Annotated in this window: 21 protein-coding genes; 7 read left to right on the top strand and 14 right to left on the bottom strand. The window is 68.4% G+C overall.

What is annotated here, in order from left to right:
• Window positions 1–51 precede the first annotated feature (51 nt).
• Window positions 52–1,002, bottom strand: a complete 951-nt coding sequence (locus ACN20X_RS05915; protein WP_016446559.1) for a diguanylate cyclase — start codon at window positions 1,000–1,002, stop codon at window positions 52–54.
• Between the two features lie 116 nt (window positions 1,003–1,118).
• Window positions 1,119–2,183, bottom strand: coding sequence for a serine/threonine protein kinase (locus ACN20X_RS05920; protein ID WP_016446558.1), 1,065 nt, complete (start codon window positions 2,181–2,183; stop codon window positions 1,119–1,121).
• A gap of 30 nt (window positions 2,184–2,213) precedes the next feature.
• On the opposite strand from ACN20X_RS05920, the gene ACN20X_RS05925 reads away from it, so the two are divergent.
• Entirely contained in the window at window positions 2,214–2,966 is a 753-nt protein-coding gene (locus ACN20X_RS05925; RefSeq protein ID WP_017407204.1) for a 2'-5' RNA ligase family protein, read from the top strand.
• Here the strand turns inward: ACN20X_RS05925 and ACN20X_RS05930 are convergent, their stop codons facing one another.
• The 3 genes from ACN20X_RS05930 to ACN20X_RS05940 form a co-directional block, all read right to left on the bottom strand.
• Window positions 2,967–3,383, bottom strand: coding sequence for an organic hydroperoxide resistance protein (locus ACN20X_RS05930; RefSeq protein WP_016451896.1), 417 nt, complete (start codon window positions 3,381–3,383; stop codon window positions 2,967–2,969).
• 66 nt (window positions 3,384–3,449) lie between these two features.
• The gene (locus tag ACN20X_RS05935; protein ID WP_016451895.1) at window positions 3,450–3,920 is read right to left on the bottom strand and encodes a MarR family winged helix-turn-helix transcriptional regulator; all 471 of its coding nucleotides are present in this window, start codon (window positions 3,918–3,920) and stop codon (window positions 3,450–3,452) included.
• A 102-nt stretch (window positions 3,921–4,022) separates the two neighbouring features.
• The gene (locus ACN20X_RS05940; RefSeq protein WP_047218472.1) at window positions 4,023–4,838 is read right to left on the bottom strand and encodes a crotonase/enoyl-CoA hydratase family protein; all 816 of its coding nucleotides are present in this window, start codon (window positions 4,836–4,838) and stop codon (window positions 4,023–4,025) included.
• A gap of 212 nt (window positions 4,839–5,050) precedes the next feature.
• Between ACN20X_RS05940 and ACN20X_RS05945 the strand changes: the two genes are divergently transcribed.
• Both ACN20X_RS05945 and ACN20X_RS05950 read left to right on the top strand, forming a co-directional pair.
• Window positions 5,051–5,455, top strand: coding sequence for a helix-turn-helix domain-containing protein (locus ACN20X_RS05945; protein WP_016446553.1), 405 nt, complete (start codon window positions 5,051–5,053; stop codon window positions 5,453–5,455).
• On the top strand, window positions 5,452–6,780 hold the full coding sequence (locus tag ACN20X_RS05950) for a HipA domain-containing protein (protein ID WP_016446552.1): 1,329 nt from the start codon (window positions 5,452–5,454) through the stop codon (window positions 6,778–6,780). The genes ACN20X_RS05945 and ACN20X_RS05950 overlap by 4 nt, the downstream gene beginning before the upstream one ends.
• A 75-nt stretch (window positions 6,781–6,855) precedes the next feature.
• Here the strand turns inward: ACN20X_RS05950 and ACN20X_RS05955 are convergent, their stop codons facing one another.
• On the bottom strand, window positions 6,856–7,704 hold the full coding sequence (locus tag ACN20X_RS05955) for a 3-hydroxybutyryl-CoA dehydrogenase (protein WP_126311268.1): 849 nt from the start codon (window positions 7,702–7,704) through the stop codon (window positions 6,856–6,858).
• 157 nt (window positions 7,705–7,861) lie between these two features.
• Here ACN20X_RS05955 and ACN20X_RS05960 point away from each other — a divergent pair, with 157 nt between their 5' ends.
• Window positions 7,862–9,454 (top strand): GMC family oxidoreductase, encoded by a 1,593-nt coding sequence (locus ACN20X_RS05960; protein ID WP_016451894.1) that lies wholly within the window; start codon window positions 7,862–7,864, stop codon window positions 9,452–9,454.
• A gap of 14 nt (window positions 9,455–9,468) precedes the next feature.
• On the opposite strand, the gene ACN20X_RS05965 is transcribed toward ACN20X_RS05960, so the two are convergent.
• From ACN20X_RS05965 to ACN20X_RS06000, 8 genes are all read right to left on the bottom strand, one after another.
• Window positions 9,469–10,290 (bottom strand): ABC transporter permease, encoded by an 822-nt coding sequence (locus tag ACN20X_RS05965; protein WP_017406567.1) that lies wholly within the window; start codon window positions 10,288–10,290, stop codon window positions 9,469–9,471.
• A 6-nt stretch (window positions 10,291–10,296) separates the two neighbouring features.
• Window positions 10,297–11,238: an ATP-binding cassette domain-containing protein gene (locus tag ACN20X_RS05970; RefSeq protein WP_034366837.1), complete on the bottom strand. Its 942-nt coding sequence runs from the start codon at window positions 11,236–11,238 to the stop codon at window positions 10,297–10,299.
• Between the two features lie 24 nt (window positions 11,239–11,262).
• Window positions 11,263–12,546, bottom strand: coding sequence for a GGDEF domain-containing protein (locus ACN20X_RS05975; protein ID WP_209670175.1), 1,284 nt, complete (start codon window positions 12,544–12,546; stop codon window positions 11,263–11,265).
• 62 nt (window positions 12,547–12,608) lie between these two features.
• A complete protein-coding gene (locus ACN20X_RS05980; protein WP_016446546.1) occupies window positions 12,609–14,105 on the bottom strand; it encodes an AMP nucleosidase in 1,497 nt (498 codons plus the stop codon).
• A gap of 3 nt (window positions 14,106–14,108) precedes the next feature.
• Complete coding sequence (locus tag ACN20X_RS05985; RefSeq protein WP_016446545.1) at window positions 14,109–16,181, bottom strand: putative bifunctional diguanylate cyclase/phosphodiesterase; 2,073 nt, start codon at window positions 16,179–16,181, stop codon at window positions 14,109–14,111.
• A gap of 210 nt (window positions 16,182–16,391) precedes the next feature.
• Window positions 16,392–16,895 (bottom strand): GlcG/HbpS family heme-binding protein, encoded by a 504-nt coding sequence (locus ACN20X_RS05990; protein WP_473210373.1) that lies wholly within the window; start codon window positions 16,893–16,895, stop codon window positions 16,392–16,394.
• Window positions 16,896–17,052: 157 nt separating this feature from the next.
• Window positions 17,053–17,694 (bottom strand): response regulator transcription factor, encoded by a 642-nt coding sequence (locus tag ACN20X_RS05995; protein ID WP_016446543.1) that lies wholly within the window; start codon window positions 17,692–17,694, stop codon window positions 17,053–17,055.
• Window positions 17,691–19,229, bottom strand: a complete 1,539-nt coding sequence (locus ACN20X_RS06000; protein ID WP_473210374.1) for a sensor histidine kinase — start codon at window positions 19,227–19,229, stop codon at window positions 17,691–17,693. Before ACN20X_RS06000 ends, ACN20X_RS05995 begins: the two co-directional genes overlap by 4 nt.
• Before the next feature lie 87 nt (window positions 19,230–19,316).
• On the opposite strand from ACN20X_RS06000, the gene ACN20X_RS06005 reads away from it, so the two are divergent.
• The 3 genes from ACN20X_RS06005 to ACN20X_RS06015 all read left to right on the top strand — a co-directional run bounded on the left by ACN20X_RS06005 (window position 19,317) and on the right by ACN20X_RS06015 (window position 22,692).
• Window positions 19,317–20,327 carry a cation diffusion facilitator family transporter gene (locus tag ACN20X_RS06005; protein WP_473210375.1) on the top strand — a complete coding sequence of 337 codons (1,011 nt, stop codon included), beginning with the start codon at window positions 19,317–19,319 and terminating at the stop codon, window positions 20,325–20,327.
• A complete protein-coding gene (gene dtd, locus ACN20X_RS06010; protein WP_017406418.1) occupies window positions 20,324–20,794 on the top strand; it encodes a D-aminoacyl-tRNA deacylase in 471 nt (156 codons plus the stop codon). Before ACN20X_RS06005 ends, dtd begins: the two co-directional genes overlap by 4 nt.
• Window positions 20,795–20,916: 122 nt before the next feature.
• The gene (locus tag ACN20X_RS06015) at window positions 20,917–22,692 is read left to right on the top strand and encodes a dipeptidase (RefSeq protein WP_016451887.1); all 1,776 of its coding nucleotides are present in this window, start codon (window positions 20,917–20,919) and stop codon (window positions 22,690–22,692) included.
• Window positions 22,693–22,745: the final 53 nt, after the last annotated feature.

Raw genomic sequence — 22,745 nt, forward strand, 5'->3', positions numbered from 1 at the left:
GGAAGGTGCGCCTGGCCCAGCCTAGGGCAGCCGCTCAGGGGGAGTTTCGGTTCATCCCGCCCAGACGATACGGTCCCGGCCCGCGTTCTTGGCGAGGTACAGGCGCCGGTCGGCATCGGCCAGCAATTGGTCGGCGCTGTTGTCGGGCGAAGGCGCCATGCTGGCCACACCCAGGCTGACGGTCAGCGCATGGCCCAGGGGCGATGCGGCGTGGGGCAGGTCCAGCGCCCTGAGCGCATCGACGATGCCCTGCGCAACCAGCACCGCGCCGTCCAGCGCCGTATGGGGCAGCAGGCAGACGAATTCCTCGCCGCCATAGCGCGCCAGCAGGTCGCCAGGCCGGTGCAGCGCGCCCTGTATGGCCTGGGACAGCTGGCTCAGGCATTCATCGCCGACCAGATGGCCGTAGTGGTCGTTGTAGGCCTTGAAGTGGTCCACATCGATCATCACCAGCGACAGCGGCTCGCCCAGCCGCTGCAGGCGCATGAACTCGCGCTCCAGCTGGGCGCCGAAAAAGCGCCGGTTGGCCGTGCCCGTCAGCCCGTCGCTGTGCGAGAGCAGCTGCAGCATCTTGCGCTGCTGTGCAATCTCCAGATGCGTGCGCACACGCGCCTTGAGCACGGGCGGGCGAAAGGGCTTGGTCACGAAATCCACCGCGCCCAGGTTCAGTCCCAGTTCCTCGCAATGGGGCTCGGTCAGCGCCGTGAGAAAGATGACGGGGATGTGGGCGGTTTCCAGGTCCGCCTTCAGGCGCCGGCAGACCTCGAAGCCGTCCATCTCGGGCATGCGGATGTCCAGCAGGATGAGGTCGGGCAGGTACTGGCGAGCCAGGGTCAGCGCGTCCTCGCCCGTGTGGGCCATGAGCACGCTGCACAGATCCTTGATCACCTGGCAGATGATGGCGGCGTTGTCCGGGACGTCGTCCACCACAAGCACCTTCTGCCCGGCAGGCAAGGGCTGTAGCGGGTTGGGCAGCGTAGGGGGGAAGGCGGAGTAGGGCATGGCCGGTGGGATTTCGGGCCGAGAATACCCCGGAACCCCCAGCCCTGGATAGGGCGCAGGGGGTGTGGACAATTTGTAAAGATCTCTGTCTTCGGCAGGCAGGCGTCCCGGTGGCCTCAGGCGTATAGAGGCTCTTCCTGCATCGCCTCGATCTGCTCGTTGAGCATGTCCACCTGCCCGCGCCAGTAGTCGGGCGTGCCGAACCAGGGGAAGTTGATGGCAAAGATCGGGTCGTCCTGGCGCCGCGCCAGCCAGGCGCTGTAGTGGATGAGGCGCAGCGTGCGCAGCGGCTCGATCAGGGCCAGCTCGCGTCGGTCGAAGGGGCGGAACTGCTCATAGCCATCCAGCAGGGCCCCCAGCTGGCGCGTGCGCTGGCTGCGGTCGCCCGACAGCAGCATCCACAGGTCCTGCACGGCCGGGCCCGTGCGCGCATCGTCCAGGTCCACGAAATGCGGGCCGCCATGGCCTTCGTCGTCCAGCGGCGTCCACAGCACGTTGCCGGGATGGCAGTCGCCGTGCAGGCGCAGCGTGCGCGCGCTGTGCAGGCCGAAGTGGCCGGCTGCGCTCAGGCCGTCGGCAGCGGGTGCCATCAGCTCAAGGGCGCGCTGGCAGGCGGCTTTCCAGGTGGATTCCACCTCCAGCGGAATCATTTTCCGGTCCAGCAGCCATTGCATGGAGTCGTGGCCGAAGGTGGCCAGGTCCAGCGCGGGCCGGTGCACAAACGGGCGCGCTTCGCCCACGGTGTGGATGCGGGCCAGGAAGCGCCCGGTCCACTCCAGCACCTCGAAATCGTCCAGCTCGGGCGGGCGGCCACCGCGCCAGGGGCTGACCGAGAAATCAAAGCCCGCGTAGCTGTGCAGCGTGGCACCTGCCAGCACCAGCGGGGGCACGGCAGGCACTTCGGCGGCCGTCAGCTCGGCGCTGAAGGCGTGCTCCTCCAGGATCTGATCGCGGCTCCAGCGGCCCGGGCGGTAGAACTTCAGCACCACGCGTTCGCCGTCCTCCAGCACGGCCTGGTAGACGCGGTTTTCGTAGGAGGCCAGGGCCGTGAGCCGGCCATCGCCCCACAGGCCGACCGAGGCCAGTGCGTCGAGCACGGCGTCGGGCGTAAGCCGGGCATAGGCGTGCGAACCGGCATCGGGGACGGCACTCAGATCAGGATCGTATGGTGTGGCAGACATGGGGAGATTGTCGCCGGGCTGGCTTAAGCTTTGCGTCCGCCCGACAACGCCGATCCGCCCGCCGTGCCGCTGCTGCCCCACTTCCTGCAATCCCATGCCATCGCCAGTGCGGCCGGGCCATCCGACGACTGGAGCGCCTGGCACCTCGGCCGTGGCCGCTATGCGGTCTGGGTGGTGACGATGCAGGCGCTGGCCCCGCCTGTGCGCGACGCAGTGCAAGCCGCCTGTGCGCAGGCACGCCGCTGGCTGGGCGCGGCGCTGGTCCCGCACTGCCAGCGGCAACTGCACGTGACCCTGGCCACCGCGGGCTTTCTGGATGGCGGTGCGCAACTGCCGCAGGCCTACGGCGCGGCGCAACTGTCGCGCGACCTGCTCGCGCTGCAGCACCTGCCGGCCGCGCCGCTGCAGCTGGAGTTCGGTGGCTGGGGAAGTTTCGAGATGGCGCCCTACCTTCAGGTGCGCGACGGCAGGCCGGACGGCTGCACGCTGCACGGACTGCATGGCGTGCTCGCGCAGACAGGGCCAGGGCTGGCGCTGACCGAGGCGATGCGCCCCTACGTGCCCCATGTGACGCTGGGCGCCTGGAGCGCTGCCTGGCCCCGTGACCAGGTGCTGCAATGGATGAGCGGCCTGCCAATGCAGGAGCACTGGCAGGCCGCCGTGGGCGAGATCGCGCTGGTCAGCTATGCAGCCGATGTGCTGCACGGGCCGTTGACCTGTCACGCCCGCTACGACCTCCTGGGCCGCAGGCTGCACTGGCTGCAGAGGCCGGACTGGGCCTGATCAGGCCAGGGTGATCTGCACGTCGATGTTGCCGCGCGTGGCGTTGGAGTAGGGGCAGACCTGGTGGGCCGCGTCCACCAGGGCCTGGGCGGCGGCCCTGTCCATGCCGGGCAGGCTGACCTTCAGGCGCGCGGCGATGCCGTAGGCGTTGGGGATGGTGCCCAGGTCCACTTCGGCGTCGATGGCCAGGTCCTGGGGCAGGCTGATCTTCTGCTTGCCGGCCACGGCCTTGATGGCGCCGATGAAGCAGGCCGAGTAGCCGGCGGCGAACAGTTGCTCGGGGTTGGTGCCCGTGCCGCTGGTGCCCGGCGAGGACAGGGTCACATCCAGGCGTCCGTCATCGGTGCGCGAGGCGCCGTCGCGGCCGCCGGTGGTGTGGGCACGTGCGGTGTACAGGACTTTTTCGAGCTGGGCCATGGTGTCTTCCTTTTGCAAAGTTGTCCGGCGTGCGGACGGGTGGAGGAAATCGTCTGCGGGTGGTCGTCAATCGCTGCGGCGCGGCACCAGCCGCTGGCGCAGTGCGCCCAGTTGCTGCGTCAGCGCCTGCAACTCGGGCAGCGTGCACTGCGTGCTCTGCAGCACGCAGGCGGGAATCTTTTCAGCCGCATCGCGCAGCGCCCGGCCTTGCGGGGTGAGCGTGATGCGCACGCGCCTCTCGTCCTGCGCATCGCGCACCCGCTCCAGCAGGCCCGCGCCTTCCAAGCGCTTAAGCAACGGGGTCAGCGTGCCCGAATCCAGATACAGCTGTTCGCCGATCTCGGACACGGTCAGGCCGTCGCGCTCCCACAGCACCAGCATCACCAGGTACTGCGGATAGGTCAGGCCGATGCCATCGAGCAGGGGCTTGTACAGCTTGGTCATGGCCAGCGATGCCGAGTACAGCGCGAAGCAGACCTGGTTGTCCAGGCGCAGAAGCTCGGAGCTGTCGAGAGGAAGGGGGGGGCTGCTGGGCATGGGTTGAATTATTGCTGTCAATTAAATTGTGCACAACTTAATTTGAAAAACCCCTTCGGATCGGAAGGTGAAGATCCGCAGGGGTCGAGGGACCGAGGGGGCCTATCGGCCCGTGAAGCGAGCGGGGCGTTTTTCGATGAAGGAGCGCACGCCCTCGGCCGCATCCTCGCTGCTGGCCAGGCGCTGCTGCACGGGAATGAAGTCGGCCACGGCGGCGGCCTGGCCCAGCTCGATGGCCTTGAGCACATTGAGCCGCGTGGCCACCACGGCCTGCGGGGCCTGGGCGGCAATGCGCTCGGCAATGCGCAGCGCCTCGGCCAGCTCCTCGCCGGCCGGCACCACCTTCTGCACGAAGTTCAGGCGATAGGCCTCGGCGCTGTCGAATTCGTCGGCCGTCAGCAGGTGCAGCATGGCATTGCCCACGCCCGCACGTTCGGCCATGCGCAGCGTGGCGCCGCCCGTGGGCATGATGCAGCGCTGCACCTCCAGCTGGGAAAAGCGGCAGTCATCGGCCGCGACCACGATGTCGGCGCCCAGCATCAGCTCGATGCCCACCGTGAAGCAAATGCCCTTGACCGCCACCACCATGGGCTTGGCGCGGCGCCGGTAGCCGACCAGGCCGTAGTCGTGCGGCTCCACCAGGCCTTGCGGGATGGCCTTCCTGCCCGAGCGCAGGTACTCCGCCATCACCGGCAGGTCCAGCCCCGCCGTGAAATGGCTGCCGAACGCATGCAGCACGCCCACGCGCAATTGCGGGTCGTCGTCCAGCCGGGTATAGGCCTCGGCCAGCTGCTGGAACATGGGGGGCGTCCAGCCGTTGCGCTTGGCGGGACGGTTGATGCCGATCAGCAGCACATGGCCGCGCACTTCGCAGCTGATGCAGCCTTCGGGCGGCGGGGTGGGGGTGTTGATGTCCATGCGTGTCTCCTGCGCATGGACCTTAGAGCAGGCCAGGGACGGGTGCAGTCGCGCAGAGGACGGTTGAAAACGAAATGAATATCTAAGCAATGCTTTCGTTTTCTGAGGTTTGGGAAGCTGATCGATGAAAATCGATAAGTTCGTTTCGATTCATTGCCAGCGCCATTGCCGATCGATAAGATCGAAACCATGCTTTCGATTTCATTGAAGCCATGAAGATCTCCATCGACTCTGTGGATGCACTCGGTGACGCGGTATGGGCCGTTCGCAAGGCGCGGCGCTTGCGCCAGGACGATGCAGCAGGCGCCGCAGGCGTGAGCCATGTCTTTGTGCGGGACGTGGAGCGCGGCAAGCCCACGGTCCAGTTTGGGCGCGTGCTGCAACTGCTGTCCGAACTGGGAATCGAGGTGCTCATCGACCTTCCCGAGGGAACCGAGCAGGCCTATCTGCAGCGCCGCCAGGCCAGGCTGCCACCTGAGTCCCATGGTTCCCACGAGTACCGAACGCGCCAGGGCGCACCGGACGGAGGGCCAGCCGCTGAAGTCAGGGAGGAGCCCGGTGCCCGCGACTCGGACGATGCGTTCTTCCGCACCGCCTTCGAAAAGAACAGGCCGTGACCGCACGCATCCTGGACGTATTCATCAACGGCCGGCTTGCCGGAAAGCTGGTCGAAAACAGGGATGTCTGGGGCTTTGCCTATGAGGAGGAGTGGATGGGCGACCCTCGCGCTTTCCCATTGGCGCCCGGCATTTCCTTGGCAAAGCGCAGGCACATCGACGGATCTACGCACCGCAGCGTCCAATGGTTCTTCGACAACCTGCTGCCCGAGGAAGCACTGCGCAGTGCGATCAGCAAAGAGCTGGAGGTGAATGAGCACGATGCCTTCGGCCTTTTGCAGGCCCTTGGCGCGGAATCGGCCGGATCCCTGGTCCTGCTGCCGCCTGGGGCGGGTGCAGCCGAGCGCGGCGCAAGGAGGCTGGAGTTCGGCGAACTGTCGCTGAGACTCAGGAACTTGCCGCGCACATCCTTGCATGCCGGATCACCCAAGCGCATGTCCCTGGCTGGAGCGCAGCACAAAATGGTGGTGCTGTACGACGAGAAAACCGCTCGCCTGCAGGAACCCTTCCAAGGGACGGCTTCCAGCCATATCCTCAAGCCGGACTCCACGGCCGAAGGCTATCCGCACTCGACCGTCAACGAGGCCTTCACCATGAAGCTTGCCGGGCGCCTGGGGCTTGATGTGCCGCCGGTACACCTGCTGTACACGCCCGAGCCGGCCTATGTCATCAACCGCTTTGACCGCGTGTTTGATGAAGCGTCCCAAGAGTGGCTGCGACTGCATGTGGTGGATGCCTGCCAACTGCTCGACCTGGCCCGGACTTTCAAATATCAAGGAGCCAGCATCCAGACACTGGCGTCGTTGATGGACCGCTGCCGCGAAAAGGCGCAAGCCCGGATGGGCATCTATCAGTGGCTGCTGTTCAACACCCTGGTGGGCAACAGCGACAGTCATCTGAAGAATCTGTCGTTCCTGGTGGACCGGGGCGGCGTCAGGCTGGCGCCGTTCTACGATCTCCTGAGCACCGCCGTCTATCACACGCGGGCTTACGCCGATGAACATGCGGTATGGCCACAGGAGCGGCTGACGGTTCCGCTTGCGGGTGCGGCCTTCTTTGCCGACGTGACCTACGGAAAGCTGCTGGCCGCAGGTACGGCCTTGGGCCTGACCCAGAGCACAAGCGGACGTGTGCTCGACAGGATGCTTGGCATGCTGGCTCCGCAGGCCGATACGTTGATCGCAGAATTCGAGGCTGGCCAGCTCCACCAGCCTGCCGACTCTGCAATGGACCATTCCACAAGAAGTGCCCACCTGAGAATGCTCAGGTCGATACGTCACATCGTCATCGAGGACATGCTGGCGCTGGTGCGCAAAACCAAGTAGCGCGCGGCCACCAAAACAAAAGGCGAAGGCCAGCCTGAGCTGCCTTCGCCTTCGCTTGGCCTTGGGGGCGGTGTATCAGTAGCTGTACACGCCGCGGCCCGTCTTGCGGCCCAGGCGGCCGGCGGCCACCATTTCCTTGAGCAGGGGGCAGGCGCGGTACTTGCTGTCGCCGAATTCCTTGAGGTAGACCTCCATCACGGCCAGGCACACGTCCAGGCCGATCATGTCGGCCAGGGCCAGCGGGCCGATGGGCTGGTTGCAGCCCAGCTTCATGCCGGCGTCGATGTCCTCGGCCGATGCCAGGCCTTCGGCCAGCACGAAGAAGGCCTCGTTGATCATGGGCACCAGGATGCGGTTGACCACGAAGCCGGGTGCGTTCTTCACGGTGATGGGGCTCTTGCCCAGGCGCTCAGACAGTTCCTTGACCGTGGCGTGCGTCTCGTCGCTGGTCTGCAGGCCGACGATGATCTCCACCAGCGCCATCATGGGCACGGGGTTGAAGAAGTGCATGCCGATGAACTTGTCGGCACGGCCCGTCACGGCGGCCAGCTGTGTGATGGAGATGGACGAGGTGTTGGTGGCGACGATGACGTCGGCATCCAGCAGGGCGTCCAGCTGCTTGAGGATCTTGACCTTGAGCTCGTAGTTCTCGGTGGCGGCCTCGATGACCAGCTGCGCGCCCTTGAGCGCCGCGTAGTCGGTCGATGTCTTGATGCGGGCCAGGGCGGCGGCCTTGTCGGCCTCGGTCAGCTTTTCCTTCTTGATCAGGCGGTCCAGGCTGCCCGAGACGGTGGCCACGCCCTTCTGGACGGCGGCATCGGAGATGTCCACCATGACCACGTCGATGCCCGATACCGCGCAGGCCTGCGCGATGCCGTTGCCCATGGTGCCTGCGCCGATGATGCCTACGGTTTGAATTGCCATGACTGTCAGTCTCCTCAAACGAACAAAGTGAATGCGAACGTGAATGCGATCCAGCGATCGTAGCGGGATTCGGAGCATCCACCGGGTTTGCCCCGGCTTGCGGCGCCGCGCAGGCGACTGCAACAGTGGATGGCTACACCGCAGGGGAGGGGGAGGCATGCTGGACTACATCGTGATCGGAGGCGGCTCGGCGGGCTCGGTGCTGGCCGGGCGGCTCAGCGAGGATGCGCAGACGCAGGTGGCGCTGCTGGAGGCCGGGCCCCCCGACTCCAGCGTGCTCATCCACTGCCCGGCGGGCATGGCCGCCATGGCCAAGGGCGTGCGCCACAGCTGGGGCCTGTCCACCGTGCCGCAGCCGGGCCTGGGCGGGCGGCGTGGCCACCAGCCGCGCGGCAAGGTGCTGGGCGGCTCCAGCGCGGTCAACGCCATGGTCTATGTGCGCGGCCAGCCGGCCGACTACGACCACTGGGCCGCCCAGGGCAATCCGGGCTGGAGCTGGAGCGAAGTCCTGCCCTACTTCCTGCGCGCCGAGCACAACGAGCGCGGCGCTGACGCATGGCATGGCACGGGCGGGCCCCTGAACGTGGCCGAGTTGCGCGATCCCAACCCGTTGTCCCGGGCCTTCGTGCAGGCGGGCGTGCAGGCCGGCCATGCGCACAACGCGGATTTCAACGGCCAGGCGCAGGAGGGCGTGGGCCTGTACCAGGTCACCCAGCGCAACGGCGAGCGCCACCACGTCGCCAAGGCCTATCTGGCGCCGCACCGTGCCAGGCCCAATCTGCGCGTGGAAACGGGTGCCCAGGTGCTGCGCATTCTGTTCGAGGGCCGGCGCGCCGTGGGCGTGGAGTACCTGCAGGGCGGTACGGTGCAGCAACTGCACTGCCGGCGCGAGGTGCTGCTTTGCGGCGGCGCACTGCTGTCGCCGCAGCTGCTGATGCTGTCTGGCGTGGGGCCGGGCGATCACCTGCGTTCGCTGGGCATCGATGTGGTCCACCACCTGCCCGGCGTGGGCGCCCATCTGCATGACCACCCGGATGTGGTGCTGGTGGTCGATGGCGCGCAGCTGACCGACAGCTTCGGCCTGTCACTGGGCGGTGCGCGCAGATTGCTGGCCGCCGTGGGCCAATGGCGCAGCCAACGGCGCGGCATGCTGACCACCAACTTTGCCGAGGCGGGCGGCTTCATCCGCAGCAGCCCTGGCGAGGCCGCGCCCGATCTGCAGCTGCACTTCGTGGTGGCCAAGCTGGTGGACCATGGGCGCAAGACGGTCTGGGGCCACGGCTATTCCCTGCATGTCTGCGTGCTGCAGCCGGCCAGCCGCGGCAGCCTGCGCCTGGCCAGTGCCGACCCGCTGGCCCTGCCGCTGGTGGATCCGGCCTTTTTCTCCGACGCGCAGGACCTGCGGCGCATGGTGAACGGCGTGCGCCGCGCCCGCGAGATCCTGGCCCAGCCGGCGCTGGCGACCCTGGGCGGGCGCGAGATGCCGGCCTCGGCCGGTGCGCAGGACGATGCGGGCATCGAGGCCTTCATCCGCAGCCATGCCGACACCATCTACCACCCCGTGGGCAGCTGCCGCATGGGGCCGGGGCCCATGGACGTGGTCGATGCGCAGCTGCGCGTCTACGGCATCAAGGGCCTGCGCGTGGTCGATGCCTCGGTCATGCCGCGCATCGTCAGCGGCAACACCAATGCGCCCACGGTGATGATCGCGGAGAAGGCGGTGGAAATGATCCGCGCCGCAGCGCGCTGAAGAACGGCCGGATCTCAGGCCCTGAAGCGCCTGCGCGTCATCGCCAGCGCAAACCAGTAGGCCGCCACCGTGGTGGCGGCCAGCACCAGGCCGTGGCGCAGCGGGTGGGCCGGCCACTCGTCCATGAACAGCGGGCGCACCAGCTCCACGGCATTGGTCAGCGGCAGCCAGTCCGAGGCCAGGCGCACGGCCTCGGGCAGCTGCTCGCGCGGGAAGAACACGCCGGACAGGAACATCATGGGCGTGAGCACCAGGGTGAAGTAGTAGGTGAAGAAGTCATAGCCCTTGGCCAGGGCGTTGAAGATCAGCGCGATGCTGGAGAACATGATGCCCACGCACAGCAGCACGGGCCAGGCCACCAGCAGCCTGGGCGAGTGGCTGATGCCCAGCGCCAGCATCACGCCCAGGATGGCGGTGACCGTGAACAGCGCCTTGAAGGCGGCCCAGAGCATCTCGGCCAGCAGCACGCTGTCCAGGCTGATGGGCGCGTTCATGATGCCGTCCCAGGTCTTTTGCACATGCATGCGCGAGAAGGCCGAGTACAGCGCCTCGAAGCTGGCGGCATTCATGGCGCTCATGCAGATGGAGCCGCTGGCTAGGAACAGGATGTAGGGCACCTGCCGGCCCGTGGCGCCCACGGTGACCTCGCCCACCAAGGCGCCCATGCCGTAGCCGAAGGCCACCAGCCACATCAGCGGCTCGGCGATGTTGCCGATCAGGCTGGGCAGGGCCAGCTTGCGCCACACCAGCAGGTTGCGCAGGAACACCGGCCACCAGCGCAGCGACAGGTCGGGCGGGCGCCAGATGCTGGGGGTGTCCGATGCGGGTTCGGTCATGGTGGTTCAGCCGTCGGTTCTGATCTGTCGGCCGGTGAGCTTGAGGAACAGGTCCTCCAGGTTGGCCGGGCGGTGCAGGGTGCGCAGGTGGCTGTGCGCGGCCAGCGCCTGCAGCAGCGGGCGCGCGTCGTGCGTATAGAAGAAGACGGTGTCGCCACTGACCTCGGTGCGCCCGGCCAGTGGGCGCAGTGCCGCGTCATGCGCCAGGCCCAGGGCGCCGTTGCCGTAGGCCTCGACCACTTCGGGCTCCAGGTGCTCGGCGATGAGTTCGCGCGGGCGGCCTTCGGCGATCTTGCGGCCGTGGTCCAGCACCAGCAGCCGGGAGCACAGGCGCTCGGCCTCGTCCATGAAATGCGTGGTCAGCAAGATGGCCTTGCCCTGCTGCAGCAGCCACTGCAGACGCTCCCAGATCAGGTGGCGTGCCTGCGGGTCCAGGCCCGTGGTGGGTTCGTCCAGCAGCAGCAGGCGCGGGTCGTTGACCAGGGCGCGCGCCAGGGACAGGCGCCGTTTCATGCCGCCGGACAACTCGCCCGGCCTGGCCGCGGCCTTGTGCGACAGCGCCGCGAAGTCCAGCAGCTGCGGTATGCGGTCACGCATCTGCGCCGTACCCAGTCCGAAGTAGCGCGCGTAGACGCCCAGGTTTTCCGCGCAGCTGAAGTCGGGGTCCAGCGTGTCGTTTTGCGAGACCACGCCCAGCCGCGCCTTGATGGCCAGTGCATCGGCAGGCATGTGCAGCGGCGGCGAGCCGTCTTCGGGGTGGTAGAGAACATGGCCCGCATCGGGTGCCGTCAGGCCCAGGCAGATGCGCAGCGTGGTGGTCTTGCCCGCGCCATTGGGGCCGATCACGCCCAGGCATTCGCCGGGAGCGATGGAAAAGGACAGGTCATCGACCACCGTGGTGTCGCCGTAGCGCTTGCGCAGGTTCAGGGCGTCGAAGAGCGCGGGCATGGAGCGTTTTCCTGGGGTCCGGGGCTAGCGCGCAGGCTTGGCGGCCAGTGCGGGCCTGGCCGGCGCATCCGGCGTCTCCGACGTCTCCGATACAGCAGGCGCATCGGCGCAGGCCTGCTGCTGCGGTGGGCTCAGCCGCACCTGCGTCCAGCAGTCACGCCCGCGGCGCTTGGCAGCGTAGAGGGCGGCATCGGCGGCGGGCAGCAGCATTTCCAGGCGCAGGCCGTCCCAGACCTGGGGCGCGTGGGCGCAGCCGGCACTGAAGCGGACTTCGAAGCCCAGCGTCTGCGTCGAGGCCTGCAGCAGCGCCGACTGCAGCCGGGTGCACAGGGTGTCCACACCGTCGTCCGTGGTGTAGAGCAGCAGGCAGAACTCCTCGCCGCCCCAGCGCGCAGCGATTTCGTCACTGCGCAATTGCTGCTGCAGCAGGCGGGCGAAGAGGCACAGCGTACGGTCGCCCATGGCATGGCCGTATTCGTCGTTGACATGCTTGAAGTGGTCCAGGTCCAGCATCACCAGGGCCAGGGCCTGCCGGTGGCGCTGGGCATGCGCCAGCATGGCGGGGGCGCGCTCCAGCAGGGCGCGGCGGTTGGGCAGGCCGGTGAGCATGTCCTGCAAGGCCATGTCGCGCAGCTGCTGGTTGGTCTCGTCGCGCCAGGCCACCAGCACGGCCACCATCAGCAGCGTGCTGCTCAACGTGACCAGCAGGGCGAATATCTGGTTGGCGCCGCTGTCGGCCGTGAAGCTGGGCAGGAAGGGCGTGGCCAGGGCCAAGTAGCTGCGCACCAGAAGTACCAGCCCCATGAAGACGGCCACGCCGCACATCAGATAGCGCCAGCTGCGTGCCACGGGGCGGCGTGGCGCCAGGCACAGGCCGGCCAGCGCCAGCAGGCTCAGTCCGTGGGCGGCGCTGAACCAGCCGGTGCGCAAGGACAAGTGGGGCAGCAGCAGGGTGAAGCCCAGCGGCCCCAGAAAGCACAGCGCGATCAGGCCGCGTTCCAGCCAGGGCGGCCGGGGCCCCAGCCATTCGCGCAAGGCGCGCGCCATCTGCCACTGTGCCGATGCCGCGCAGGCTGCTGCGCCCAGCGACAGCAGTTCGCGCGAGAGCAGGCCTTGCGGCAGGCGGCTGGCGATGAGGATGAAGATCCAGGCACCGGCCTGGATCAGGAAGAAATGCTGGGCATGGCGCGCGGCACCGCTGACGCGCCGCCCCATGGCCAGCGGCAGGGCGGCCGACATGGCCATCATGTTGAGGGCCACGACCGAGGTCATGGAGAAAAAATCCAGGGTGGGCAGCGTGGATGGCATGTGCGTCCCTGGATGGCGGTGCGAAGCGGGGCCCTTGGAAGAAGGTGGCCGGTGGCGGGGCGCTACTGGAACGCCACCTCCGCGAAGCTGCGCAGCTTGCGGCTGTGCAGGCGCTGGGTGCCGCCCTCGCGCAGGATGTCGATGGCGCGCATGCCGATGCGCAGGTGCTGGTCCACGCGCTCGCGGTAGAAGTGGTTGGCCATGCCGGGCAGCTTGATCTCGCCGTGCAGCGGCTTGTCGGACACGCACAGCAGCGTTCCATAGGGCACGCGGAAGCGGAAGCCGTTGGCCGCGATGGTGGCGCTTTCCATGTCCAGCGCCACGGCGCGGCTCTGGCTGAAGCGCAGCTGGGGCAGGTTGTTGGGCAGCAGCTCCCAGTTGCGGTTGTCGGTGCTGGCCACGGTGCCGGTGCGCATGATGCGCTTGAGGTCGGGCCCGTCCATCTGCGTGACGTCGGCCACGGCCTGCTGCAGGGCCAGCTGGATCTCGGCCAGCGCGGGAATGGGCACCCACAGCGGCAGCTCCTCGTCCAGCACATGGTCCTCGCGCACATAGGCGTGGGCCAGCACGTAGTCGCCCAGCTGCTGGCTGTTGCGCAGGCCCGCGCAGTGGCCCAGCATCATCCAGGCGTGCGGGCGCAGCACGGCAATGTGGTCGGTGATGGTCTTGGCATTGGCCGGCCCCACGCCGATGTTGACCATGGTGATGCCGCTGTGGTCGGCGCGCACCAGGTGGTATGCCGGCATCTGCGGCAGGCGCGGCGGCGGCGTGCCCAGCTCGTCATTGGGCTGGGCCGGCAGGCCGGTGCGGCGCGTGACCACGTTGCCGGGCTCGATGAAGGCCACGTACTCGCTGTCCTCCCGGGCCATCTCGGCGTGGCCCAGGCGGATGAACTCGTCGATGTAGAACTGGTAGTTGGTGAACAGCACGAAGTTCTGGAACCACTCGGGCTGGGTGCCCGTGTAGTGGCGCAGCCGGTGCAGCGAATAGTCCACGCGCGGGGCCGTGAACAGCGACAGCGGCAGGGCCTCGCCCGGCTGGGGGCGCCAGGTGCCGTTGGCGATGCCGTCGTCCATGGCCTCGAGGTCGGGCAGGTCGAACACATCGCGCATCAGCTGCCGGCGCTCGCGCGACAGCGTGCCTTCGATGTGGTCGTTCTCGGCAAACGAGAAGTGGATGGGGATGGGCTTGTCGCTCAGGCCCACTTCCAGCGGCACGCCGTGGCTCTTGATCAGCAGGCGGAACTGCTCGGCGTAGTAGCGCGAGAACAGGTCGGGCCGCGTGAGCGTGGCCTCGTGCGTGCCCGGCCCCTCGACAAAGCCGTAGGCCAGCTGCGTGTCCGCGCGTGACACGGTGGCCGTATGCATGCGCACGAAGGGGTAGTAGGCGTGGACGGGGGCGGCCGGGGTTTCACCGGAGACGAAGCGCTGCATGTTCGTGCGCAGGTGCTCTATCTGCTCGCGGTAGATCTGCTGTACATGCTCCAGGGCCCGCTGGGGGTCGGTGTGCAAGGTGGCTGCGGCCCTTGAGGCCTGCGAGGGGTTGTGAAGCGAAACCATGGGCTATTGTCGTTGGACTGGATGACTGTTGTGCAACTGCCAGGCGCGCGCTCTGTCGGCCGGCATGGGCGGCGCCACAAGGTACCCCTGCATCATGCCGCAGCCCAGGTCGCGCAAAAGCTCCAATTGGGCAGGTGTTTCCACGCCTTCAGCGACGATGTCCAGATGCAGGCTGTGGCCCATCTGCACGATGGCGGTGACGATGGCCGTGTCGTCCTCGCTATCGGGCACGTCGGCGATGAAGGACCGGTCTATCTTGAGCTGGTTGATGGGGTGGCGGCGCAGATAGGCCAGCGAGGAATAGCCGGTGCCGAAGTCGTCGATGGCCAGGCCCACGCCCAGGGCCTGCAGCGCCTGCAAGGTGTCCTGCACCTGGCCGCTGGTGTGCATCAGCGTGGACTCTGTCAGCTCGATGTGCAGCCAGCGCGCTTCCAGGCCGGTTTCCTCCAGCACCAGGGCCACCTCGCGCGCCATGTTGCGCTGGCGAAATTCCAGCGCGGAGACATTCACGGACAGGGGTACGGGCCGCAGCCCCTCGTCCTGCCACTGGCGAGCCTGGCGGCAGGCCTCGCGCAGCACCCAGTGGTCTATGGCCGAGATCAGGCCGCGCGCCTCGGCAAAGCCGATGAACTCGCCGGGCAGCACCAGGCCGCGCTGCGGGTGGCGCCAGCGTACCAGGGCCTCGAAGCCCGCCAGCCGGCCATCGGCCGTGAAGGTCTGGGGCTGGTAGTGCAGCTCGAACTCGCCGCGCTCCAGCGCGCCGCGCAGTTGCTGCTCCTGCATCAGCATCTGGGTGGCCTGGCCGCCGTGGGCGGGTGCGTAGAACTGCAGGTTGCGCCGGCCGCTGTCCTTGGCCGTATGCGTGGCGCTTTCGGCGCGGTTGAGCAGTTCCTCGGCGCTTTTTCCGTCGCCCGGGTACATGGCGATGCCCATGCATGGCGAGACCACCAGCGGCGTGCCGTCGATGGTGCAGGGTGCCTCGATGATGCGTTGCAGGTGCCTGGCCTGGGTCTCGGTCTCCTGCGGATCGGGATCATCGGTGAGCACGACCACGAATTCGTCGCCGCCCACGCGCGCCACCAGATCATGGGCGCGCACGCTGCCGCGCAGGCGCTGGGCGACCTCGCACAGCAGCAGGTCGCCGGCCTGGTGGCCCAGCGAGTCGTTGATGGTCTTGAAATGGTCCAGGTCGATGAGGAGCACGGCCAGCGTGCGCTGCTTGACCGAGGCCAGCGACAGCGCCTGGCGCAGCATCTGGATCAGGCGCACCCGGTTGGGCAGCTGGGTCAGCTGGTCGTGCTGGGCCAGGAAGTCCATGCGCTCCTGGGCCAGCTGGCGCAGCGTGATGTCGCGCACCAGCACGATGCGGTAGGGCCTGCCCCCGGCCGGCATGGTCTTGGCCTCGATCTCCACGGGAATGCGGTGGCCGTCCTTGTGCTGGAGGGCGCCATCGAAACGGTCCTCGCGGCCGCTGCGCATGTACTGCAGCGCGTAGAGGCGGAATTCCGGGCAGATGTAGTCGAGGATGGGGCGGCCGATCAGCTCGTCCAGCGTGTAGCCGGCCAGGCGGGACAGGGCCTCGTTGCCGTCGATGATGAGGCCGTCGCGGTGCATGACGATGGCCTCGGTCGTGACCTCGGTGAACTTGCGCATGCGCTCTTCGCTGTCACGCACCTTCTGCGCCACATGGTGGTGGTGGCTCACGTCGGTGATCTGCACCACGGCGCCCTGCAGCCGGCCCTGCTCGAAGTGCGGCATCAGCAGCGACTCGATATGGCGCGGCGGTCCATCCGGCTGGGGCACCTCGCGCTCGTAGCGCACATGCTCGCCGCGCAGGCCGCGCTCCACCTGCGGCGCGATGAGCTGCCACACGGCCTCGCCCACGATCTCGCGCACGGTCTTGCCCACGGCCTCGGCGGGCGTCAAGCCGAAATTGCGTGCGTAGTTGATGTTGGCGAAGCGGCAGCGCAGCGTGCGCGCATCGAAATAGGCCAGCATAGCCGGAGCCGTGTCTGCTATCAGCCGCAACAGCGCATCATCGGGCCCCGTGTCTTGCGCATCGATGTTCTCTGGCATGCGTCCCCCTCGCTGGGGATTTATAGCGGAATCGCAGAGATTTTGATAGCGCTCTTGTGCGAGGGTGAGCGGCCGCTGACGCGTGGGGGCGCGTGCGGCTGTCGGGCATCAGGGGCCGCCGTGGCGGCCTGTCTTTTTTTTGCAGCGCCGCATCAAGGGCAGGCGCGGCCGGGCGCGGTGCGGCGCAGTGTGGTAGCCCTTGCGGGCGCCTTACTTGAGCAGTTCCTGCACCTGGCCCAGCGCGGCCTGGGCGCATTTGTCGTCCAGGTGGCCGCCAGGCGCGCCGCCGATGCCCACGGCGCCGATCACCTCGTTGCCCACCTTCACCGGCAGGCCACCGCCCAGCAGCAGGTAGCCGGGAATATTCACCAGGTTGGCGGCGCCGGGGTTCTTCTGCGCGCCCTCCATGATGGCCAGCGTGCTGTTCTTGGCCGATGCGGCCGTGTAGGCCTTCAGGCGGCTGGCCTCCAGCGTGTGGGGGCCCGCGTTGTCGGCGCGCTGCACGGCGCGCACGGTGCCGGCGCGGTCCACCACGGTGGCGGTGACGGCATGGCCGTCGGCGGCGCAGGCGGCCACGCTGCGTGCGGCGATCTGGTTGGCCAGCTCCAGCGACATGTTCTTTTCCGTGCGCACGGCATCGGCCTGGGCGGCGGTGGCGATCAGGCCCAGGGTCAGGCCGGCGAGGGTGGCGAGCTTGGTGGTGCGGCGTTGCATGGTCTTCTCCTTGGGGGTCAGGACGGCCCGGGACACAAGCCCGGACGGCATGCATGCACTGTAGAAAAAGCCGTCGCCGCGCACCATTCGGACGGTTACGCGCGCCGCTGCGTAGAAATACGGAGGAGCCGGGCGCGCTGGGCGCGGCGATGGCGCTTCAGGCGCCCGCCGCCGGATCGGCCAGGCTGGCGTAGCGGCGGATGAGCTGCGCCAGGCTGGGCGCATCCAGCTTGGCGAACAGGTTGGCGCGGTGCGTCTCCACCGTGCGGGGCGACAGCTCCAGGCTGCGGCCTATCTCCTTGTTGGTCAGCCCCTGCACGATCAGCCCCAGCACCTCGCGTTCGCGCGCGGAAAGCTGCGCAAAGCGCTGCTGGGCATCGCGGTCGGCCTGCTGGCGTTCGCGCGACTGCACATGCTGGCGCACGGCGCTTTGCAGCGCATCGATCAGCACTTCGTCGTCCACGGGCTTTTCCAGGAACTCGGCCGCGCCGGCCTTGAAGGCGCGCCGGCACATGTCCACCGTGCCATGGCCGGTGAGCATGATCACGGGCTGGTCCACACCCTGCTCCATCAGCCGGCCCAGCAGGGCCAGCCCGCCGATGCCGGGCATGCGCACGTCCAGCACGATGGCGCCTATGCCCTGGCGGTCCAGCCCGTCGAGAAAGGCCAGCGGATCGGCCCAGCACTGCACGCGCAGGCCCACGGTGCCGATCAGCAGGGCCAGGCTGTCGCGCACGGCCTCGTCGTCATCGACCAGATGGATCAGCGGGGACAGGTCTTGGGCGGGCGCGGCAGTCATGGGGTCGGTGGTTCCTGAGGGGCGTTGGGTGCGGCAGGTGCCGGGCCATGGGCCGCAGGCAGCAGCAGCTCGAAGCGCGCTCCGCCTTGCGGCGGGGTGGCGGCGGATGCGGCCAGCTCCAGGCTGCCGCCCATGGATTCGGCCAGGCTCTGGCTGAGCGTCAGGCCCAGTCCCAGGCCCTGGGCGCGGCCCGTGGCAAACGGGGTGAACAGGCGCTGGCGCATCTCGGGCGCCACGCCGGGGCCGCTGTCGTGCACGGCCACCATCAGGCGGCTGTCGCGGCGTGCCAGCTCCACCCGCAGATGGCGGGCTGCGGGCGGCTGCTCGTCCATAGCCTGCAGTGCATTGACCAGCAGGTTGTGCAGTATCTGCTGCACCGCCACGGGGTCGGCCTGGGCGGCGGGCAGATCGGCGGCCTGCACCATGACCTGAACCTGGCGGCGCCGCAGCTCGGGCTCCAGCAGATACAGCGCCTCGGCAACGGCCTGGTTCAGATCCAGCGGCTCGGCCTGGGGTGCCAGCCCCGGCCGCTCCACCAGGCGGCGCAGCCTGCCCACCACGGCCGATGCGCGCTTGGCCTGCTCGGCAGCCTGCCCCATGGCCTGGCGTGCGGCGTCCATCTCGGGCGGGTCCTCGGCCAGCAGGCGGCGCGCGGCCTGGCTGTTGGACAGCACGGCCGTCAGCGGCTGGTTCAGCTCATGCGCCATGCCGGCCGCCAGCTCGCCCAGCGTATTGAGCCGTGCCACCTGGCCCAGCTGCAGCAATTGCTCGGCGCGGCGGCGGGCCACGCGCTGGCGCAGCAGGGCGCGCAGCGCGGCCACGGCCAGCGCACAGCCCAGGGCCCAGCCCAGCATGGCCGTCCAGGGCAGCACCGTGGCGTCCAGCGGCTGGCGCAGGTGCAGCACCAGCGGCTGGCTGGGCGAGGCCAGGGTCTTGCTCACCTCCCACGACCATGTGTTCCAGCCGTGCGCGGCGGCTCGGCCCGGCTGGATCACGAATTCCTGCCCGCCCAGGGCCAGCCATGCGCGCACCGGGCTGGTGGCGGGCGGCAGCGGCCACTCGTCGGCGGGAATCGTGGCGCGCAGGTCCAGCAGCAGCGCGTAGCTGGCCGGCAGCCCGGCCTGCACCAGGTACAGGCGGCCCCGGACCAGGTCGGCCAGGGCCAGTTCGGCCTGGCCGCTGGCCTGGGAGCGGCGCTCGGCCTCGGCCATGCCGGGCGGCCAGGTCTCGGGCCAGGACTCGCCTGCGGTGGCCGCGCGGCGCGCCACATCCAGCACCTGGGGATACAGGCGCTGCAGCTGCCTCCATGGCGCCTGGCCGGATGCGGGTTGGCGCGGCTGCAGCAGGGCCAGCGTGCCCAGAACGGCGTCGTGCTGCACCATGCGCTGGCTCAGCAGCCGGTGGGCAATGCGGGCATCGGTGTCGAAGACCTCGCGCAGCGACTGCAGGCGCTTGTGCGCCAGCCAGGCCGCGCCACAGCCTGCGGCCAGGGCCCAGGCCAGCACCCACCCCGCTGCTCGCTGCCATCCATTCATGGCGCGGATTCTGTCATGCGGCTCGCACACGCGGTGGGCACGCGGTGGTCTAATCCGGAGCACCCCCCCCACGTACCGCAGCGCAGCATGGCCGAACCCACTCCCCCTACTGCCAACGCTCCCGCCCCCGCTTCCGCGGCCGGCTGGATGGCGCCGCACAGCCTGCTGCGCATCTCGGTGGCCGTGGCCCTGCTGACCATCGTGCTCAAGACCCTGGCCTGGTGGCTGACGGGATCGGTGGGCCTGCTGTCGGATGCGCTCGAATCCTTCGTCAACCTGGCCGGCGCCGTGTTCGCGCTGACCATGGTCACCATCGCCAAGCGGCCGGCGGACACCGACCATCCCTATGGGCACCACAAGGCCGAGTACTTCTCTGCGGGCTTCGAGGGCATCCTGGTCATCGGAGCCAGCCTGGCCATTGGCTGGGCGGCGCTGGCGCGGCTGTGGAACCCGCAGCCGCTGGAGCAGCTGGGCTGGGGCCTGGCGCTGTCCGTGGCCAGCTCTGCCCTCAACGGCCTGCTGGCAGTGGCCATGCTGCGTTCGGCGCGCCAGCACCGCTCCATGGCGCTGGAGGGCGATGCCCGCCATCTGCTCACCGATGTCTGGACCTCGGCCGGCGTGGTCATCGGCCTGATGGGCGCAGCGCTCACAGGCTGGCTGTGGCTGGACGCGGCCGTGGCCATGGGGGTTGCGATCAACATCTGCGTGCAGGGCGCGCAACTGGTCTGGCAGTCTTCCCAGGGCCTGATGGACCAGGCCCTGGACGCGCCCGAGCGCCTGCGCATCGACGCCGTTCTGGACCGCCATGCGCACCGCGCGCATGGCGTGGTCTTTGACAACATCTCCAGCCGGCGCGCCGGCGAGCGCAGCTTTGCCGACCTGCACATGCATGTGCCCGGCGACTGGAGCGTGGCCCGCGCCGCCCGGCTGCGCACCGAGATAGAGGCCGAACTGCTGCAGGCCGTGCCCGGCCTGTACGCGCGCATAGAGCTGCTGCCGCTGGGCATGCAGACCGCCATGGAAGCCGCCATCGAGGCGGCAGGCCAGACAGACACTTCTTCCCCATCCACCGACAAGAACCCGAACCCCGAACCATGATCAGCATCCTGCAGCGCGTGCAACAGGCCCGCGTGGAAATCGATGGCCAGGTCGCCGGCAGCATAGGCCCTGGCCTGCTGGCCCTGGTCTGCGCAGAGCGCGGCGACACCGAAGCCGAGGCCGACAAGCTGCTGGCCAAGATGCTCAAGCTGCGCATCTTTGCCGACGACGCGGGCAAGATGAACCGCAGCGTGCAGGACCTGGACGGGCAGGGCGCCTGCGGCGGCCTGCTCATCGTCAGTCAGTTCACGCTGGCGGCCGACACCGGCGGCGGCAACCGCCCCAGCTTCACGCGCGCCGCGCCACCGGCCGAGGGCGAGCGCCTGTACGACTACATCGTGCAGCGGGCGCGCGCCCTGCACCCGGAAGTCGCCACGGGCCGCTTCGGGGCCGACATGCAGGTGCACCTGCTCAACGACGGGCCCGTGACCATCCCGCTGTCGATAGCTCCGGCCACCGCGGCATAGCCTGCCGCAGACCTGCTGTTCTGGGGCGGATTCTGGCGCGATCTGCGAGCGCGGCCTGGTCGGAACAGCCCTGCAAAGCCCGTATTCTTGCGGCCTCAGCATTCATCGACAGACCGACGACCATGAAGAACCATCCGTTCAAAGCCTCCACCCTGGCCCTTGCCATGAGCATGGCCCTGGCGTGGAGCGGCGCGGCCGGCGCCGACACCCTCAGGAAGCCCGCGCTGGACGCCCTGGCCCAGGCGCAGCCGGCACCCACCGACTTCGCCAGCTTCCTGAAGCAGGCCGCAGCCGCGCAGCCTGCCATCGCCCAGGCCGTGCAGCGCCATGCCGCAGGCGCCGCGCTCACGGGGGATGAACTCAACCACATCGCCCGCCTGCTGGGCCTGTACACGCGGCTGACGCAGGAGCGGGCCGTGCTGGCCAGCATCGAGCGCATGGTCGCCCTGCCCACGGTGCGCGATGCCAAGGTGCCGCCCCATGAAAGCCCTGCCATCCTGGCTTTCGGCGAACTGGTGCAGCAGATGGCCAAGGACTTCGGCCTGCAGTACCGCAACGTGGACAACCGCATCTTCGAGGTCACCCTGCCTGCGAACACCACGAACGCCATGAACGCGGGCACCGATGAATTCGGCATCCTTACCCACGCCGACGTCGTGCCCGTCGTCCCCGCCGAATGGGTGCTGGACGGCCAGGCCATCGACCCCTTCAAGGTCACGCGCGTGGGCGACAAGCTCTACGGGCGCGGCACCATCGACGACAAGGGCTCCATCGCCACTGTGCTGTTCGCCATGAAGGCCGTCAAGGACAGCGGCCTGCCCCTGTCGCGCGGCATACGCCTCATGATCGAGACCACCGAGGAAACCGGCGGCGATGCCATGAAGTACTACCAGGGCAAGACCACGCTGCCTGCCTACAACATCGTGCTGGACAGCAAGTACCCGGCCGTCGTCGCGGAAAAGGGCTCGGGCGCGCTCAAGGCCGTGTTCGATGACGTGAAGACCGACCCCGCCCGCCCGGCCATCACCGCCATGGCCGGCGCCGCCTCGGCCAACGCCATTGCCCAGACCGCCACGGCCACCATCACGGCCAGCGACGAAGCCGCCATTGCCGCCATCGCCGCGCGCCTGCAGGCGGCCAAGGGTGACTTCACCACCAGTTATGCCGGGCAGGGCGGGCCGTTCACCATCGACATACAGCACAGCGGCGCGACGGCCACCGTCAAGGTCACGGGCACCTCGGCCCACGGCTCCCGCCCCGAGGAAGGCGTCAACCCCGTACCGCGTCTGACGCTGTTCCTGCAGCAGGTGCTCATGCCCACCGATGGCGTGGCCCTGGTCCAGCCCAATGCCTACAGCAACGCCCTGCGCTACATCAACGGCGCCTTCGGCCTCGACTACTTCGGCAAGCAGCTGGGCGTTGCCTATGCAGACGACTTCATGGGCCCGCTGACCCTGTCGCCCAACCTCATCAAGGCGGCCGACGGCAAGCTCGAAGTCACCACCAACGTGCGCATGCCGCGCGGCAAGACGCCCGAGCAGCTGCGCACCGAAGTCGAGCAGCGCATCACCCGCTGGAGCGAGGCCGCCAAGGTTCCCCTCACCCTGCAGTACACCCAGGGCAACTGGATGGCGCGCGATCCCAAGGGCGCCTGGCTGTCCACCCTGCTCAACATCTTCGGCGACACCACGGGCCTGGACGCCAAGCCCGTGCCCACGGCCGGCAGCACCACGGCCAAGCTCATGCCCAACGCCATCAACTTCGGCCCCGCCATGCCCGGCAAGAAGTACACGGCGCACAACGCGCTCGAATACAAGGAACTGCCCGACCTGCGCGCCGACATGCAGATGTTCACGGAAATGCTGGTGCGGATTGGGAATCTGAAGCAGATGCAGTGATCATTCACTGGGATGTAAAGAAAGGCGCCTTGTGGAAGCAAGGCGCCTTTTTA

This window comes from Delftia sp. PX-1 (assembly GCF_055797465.1).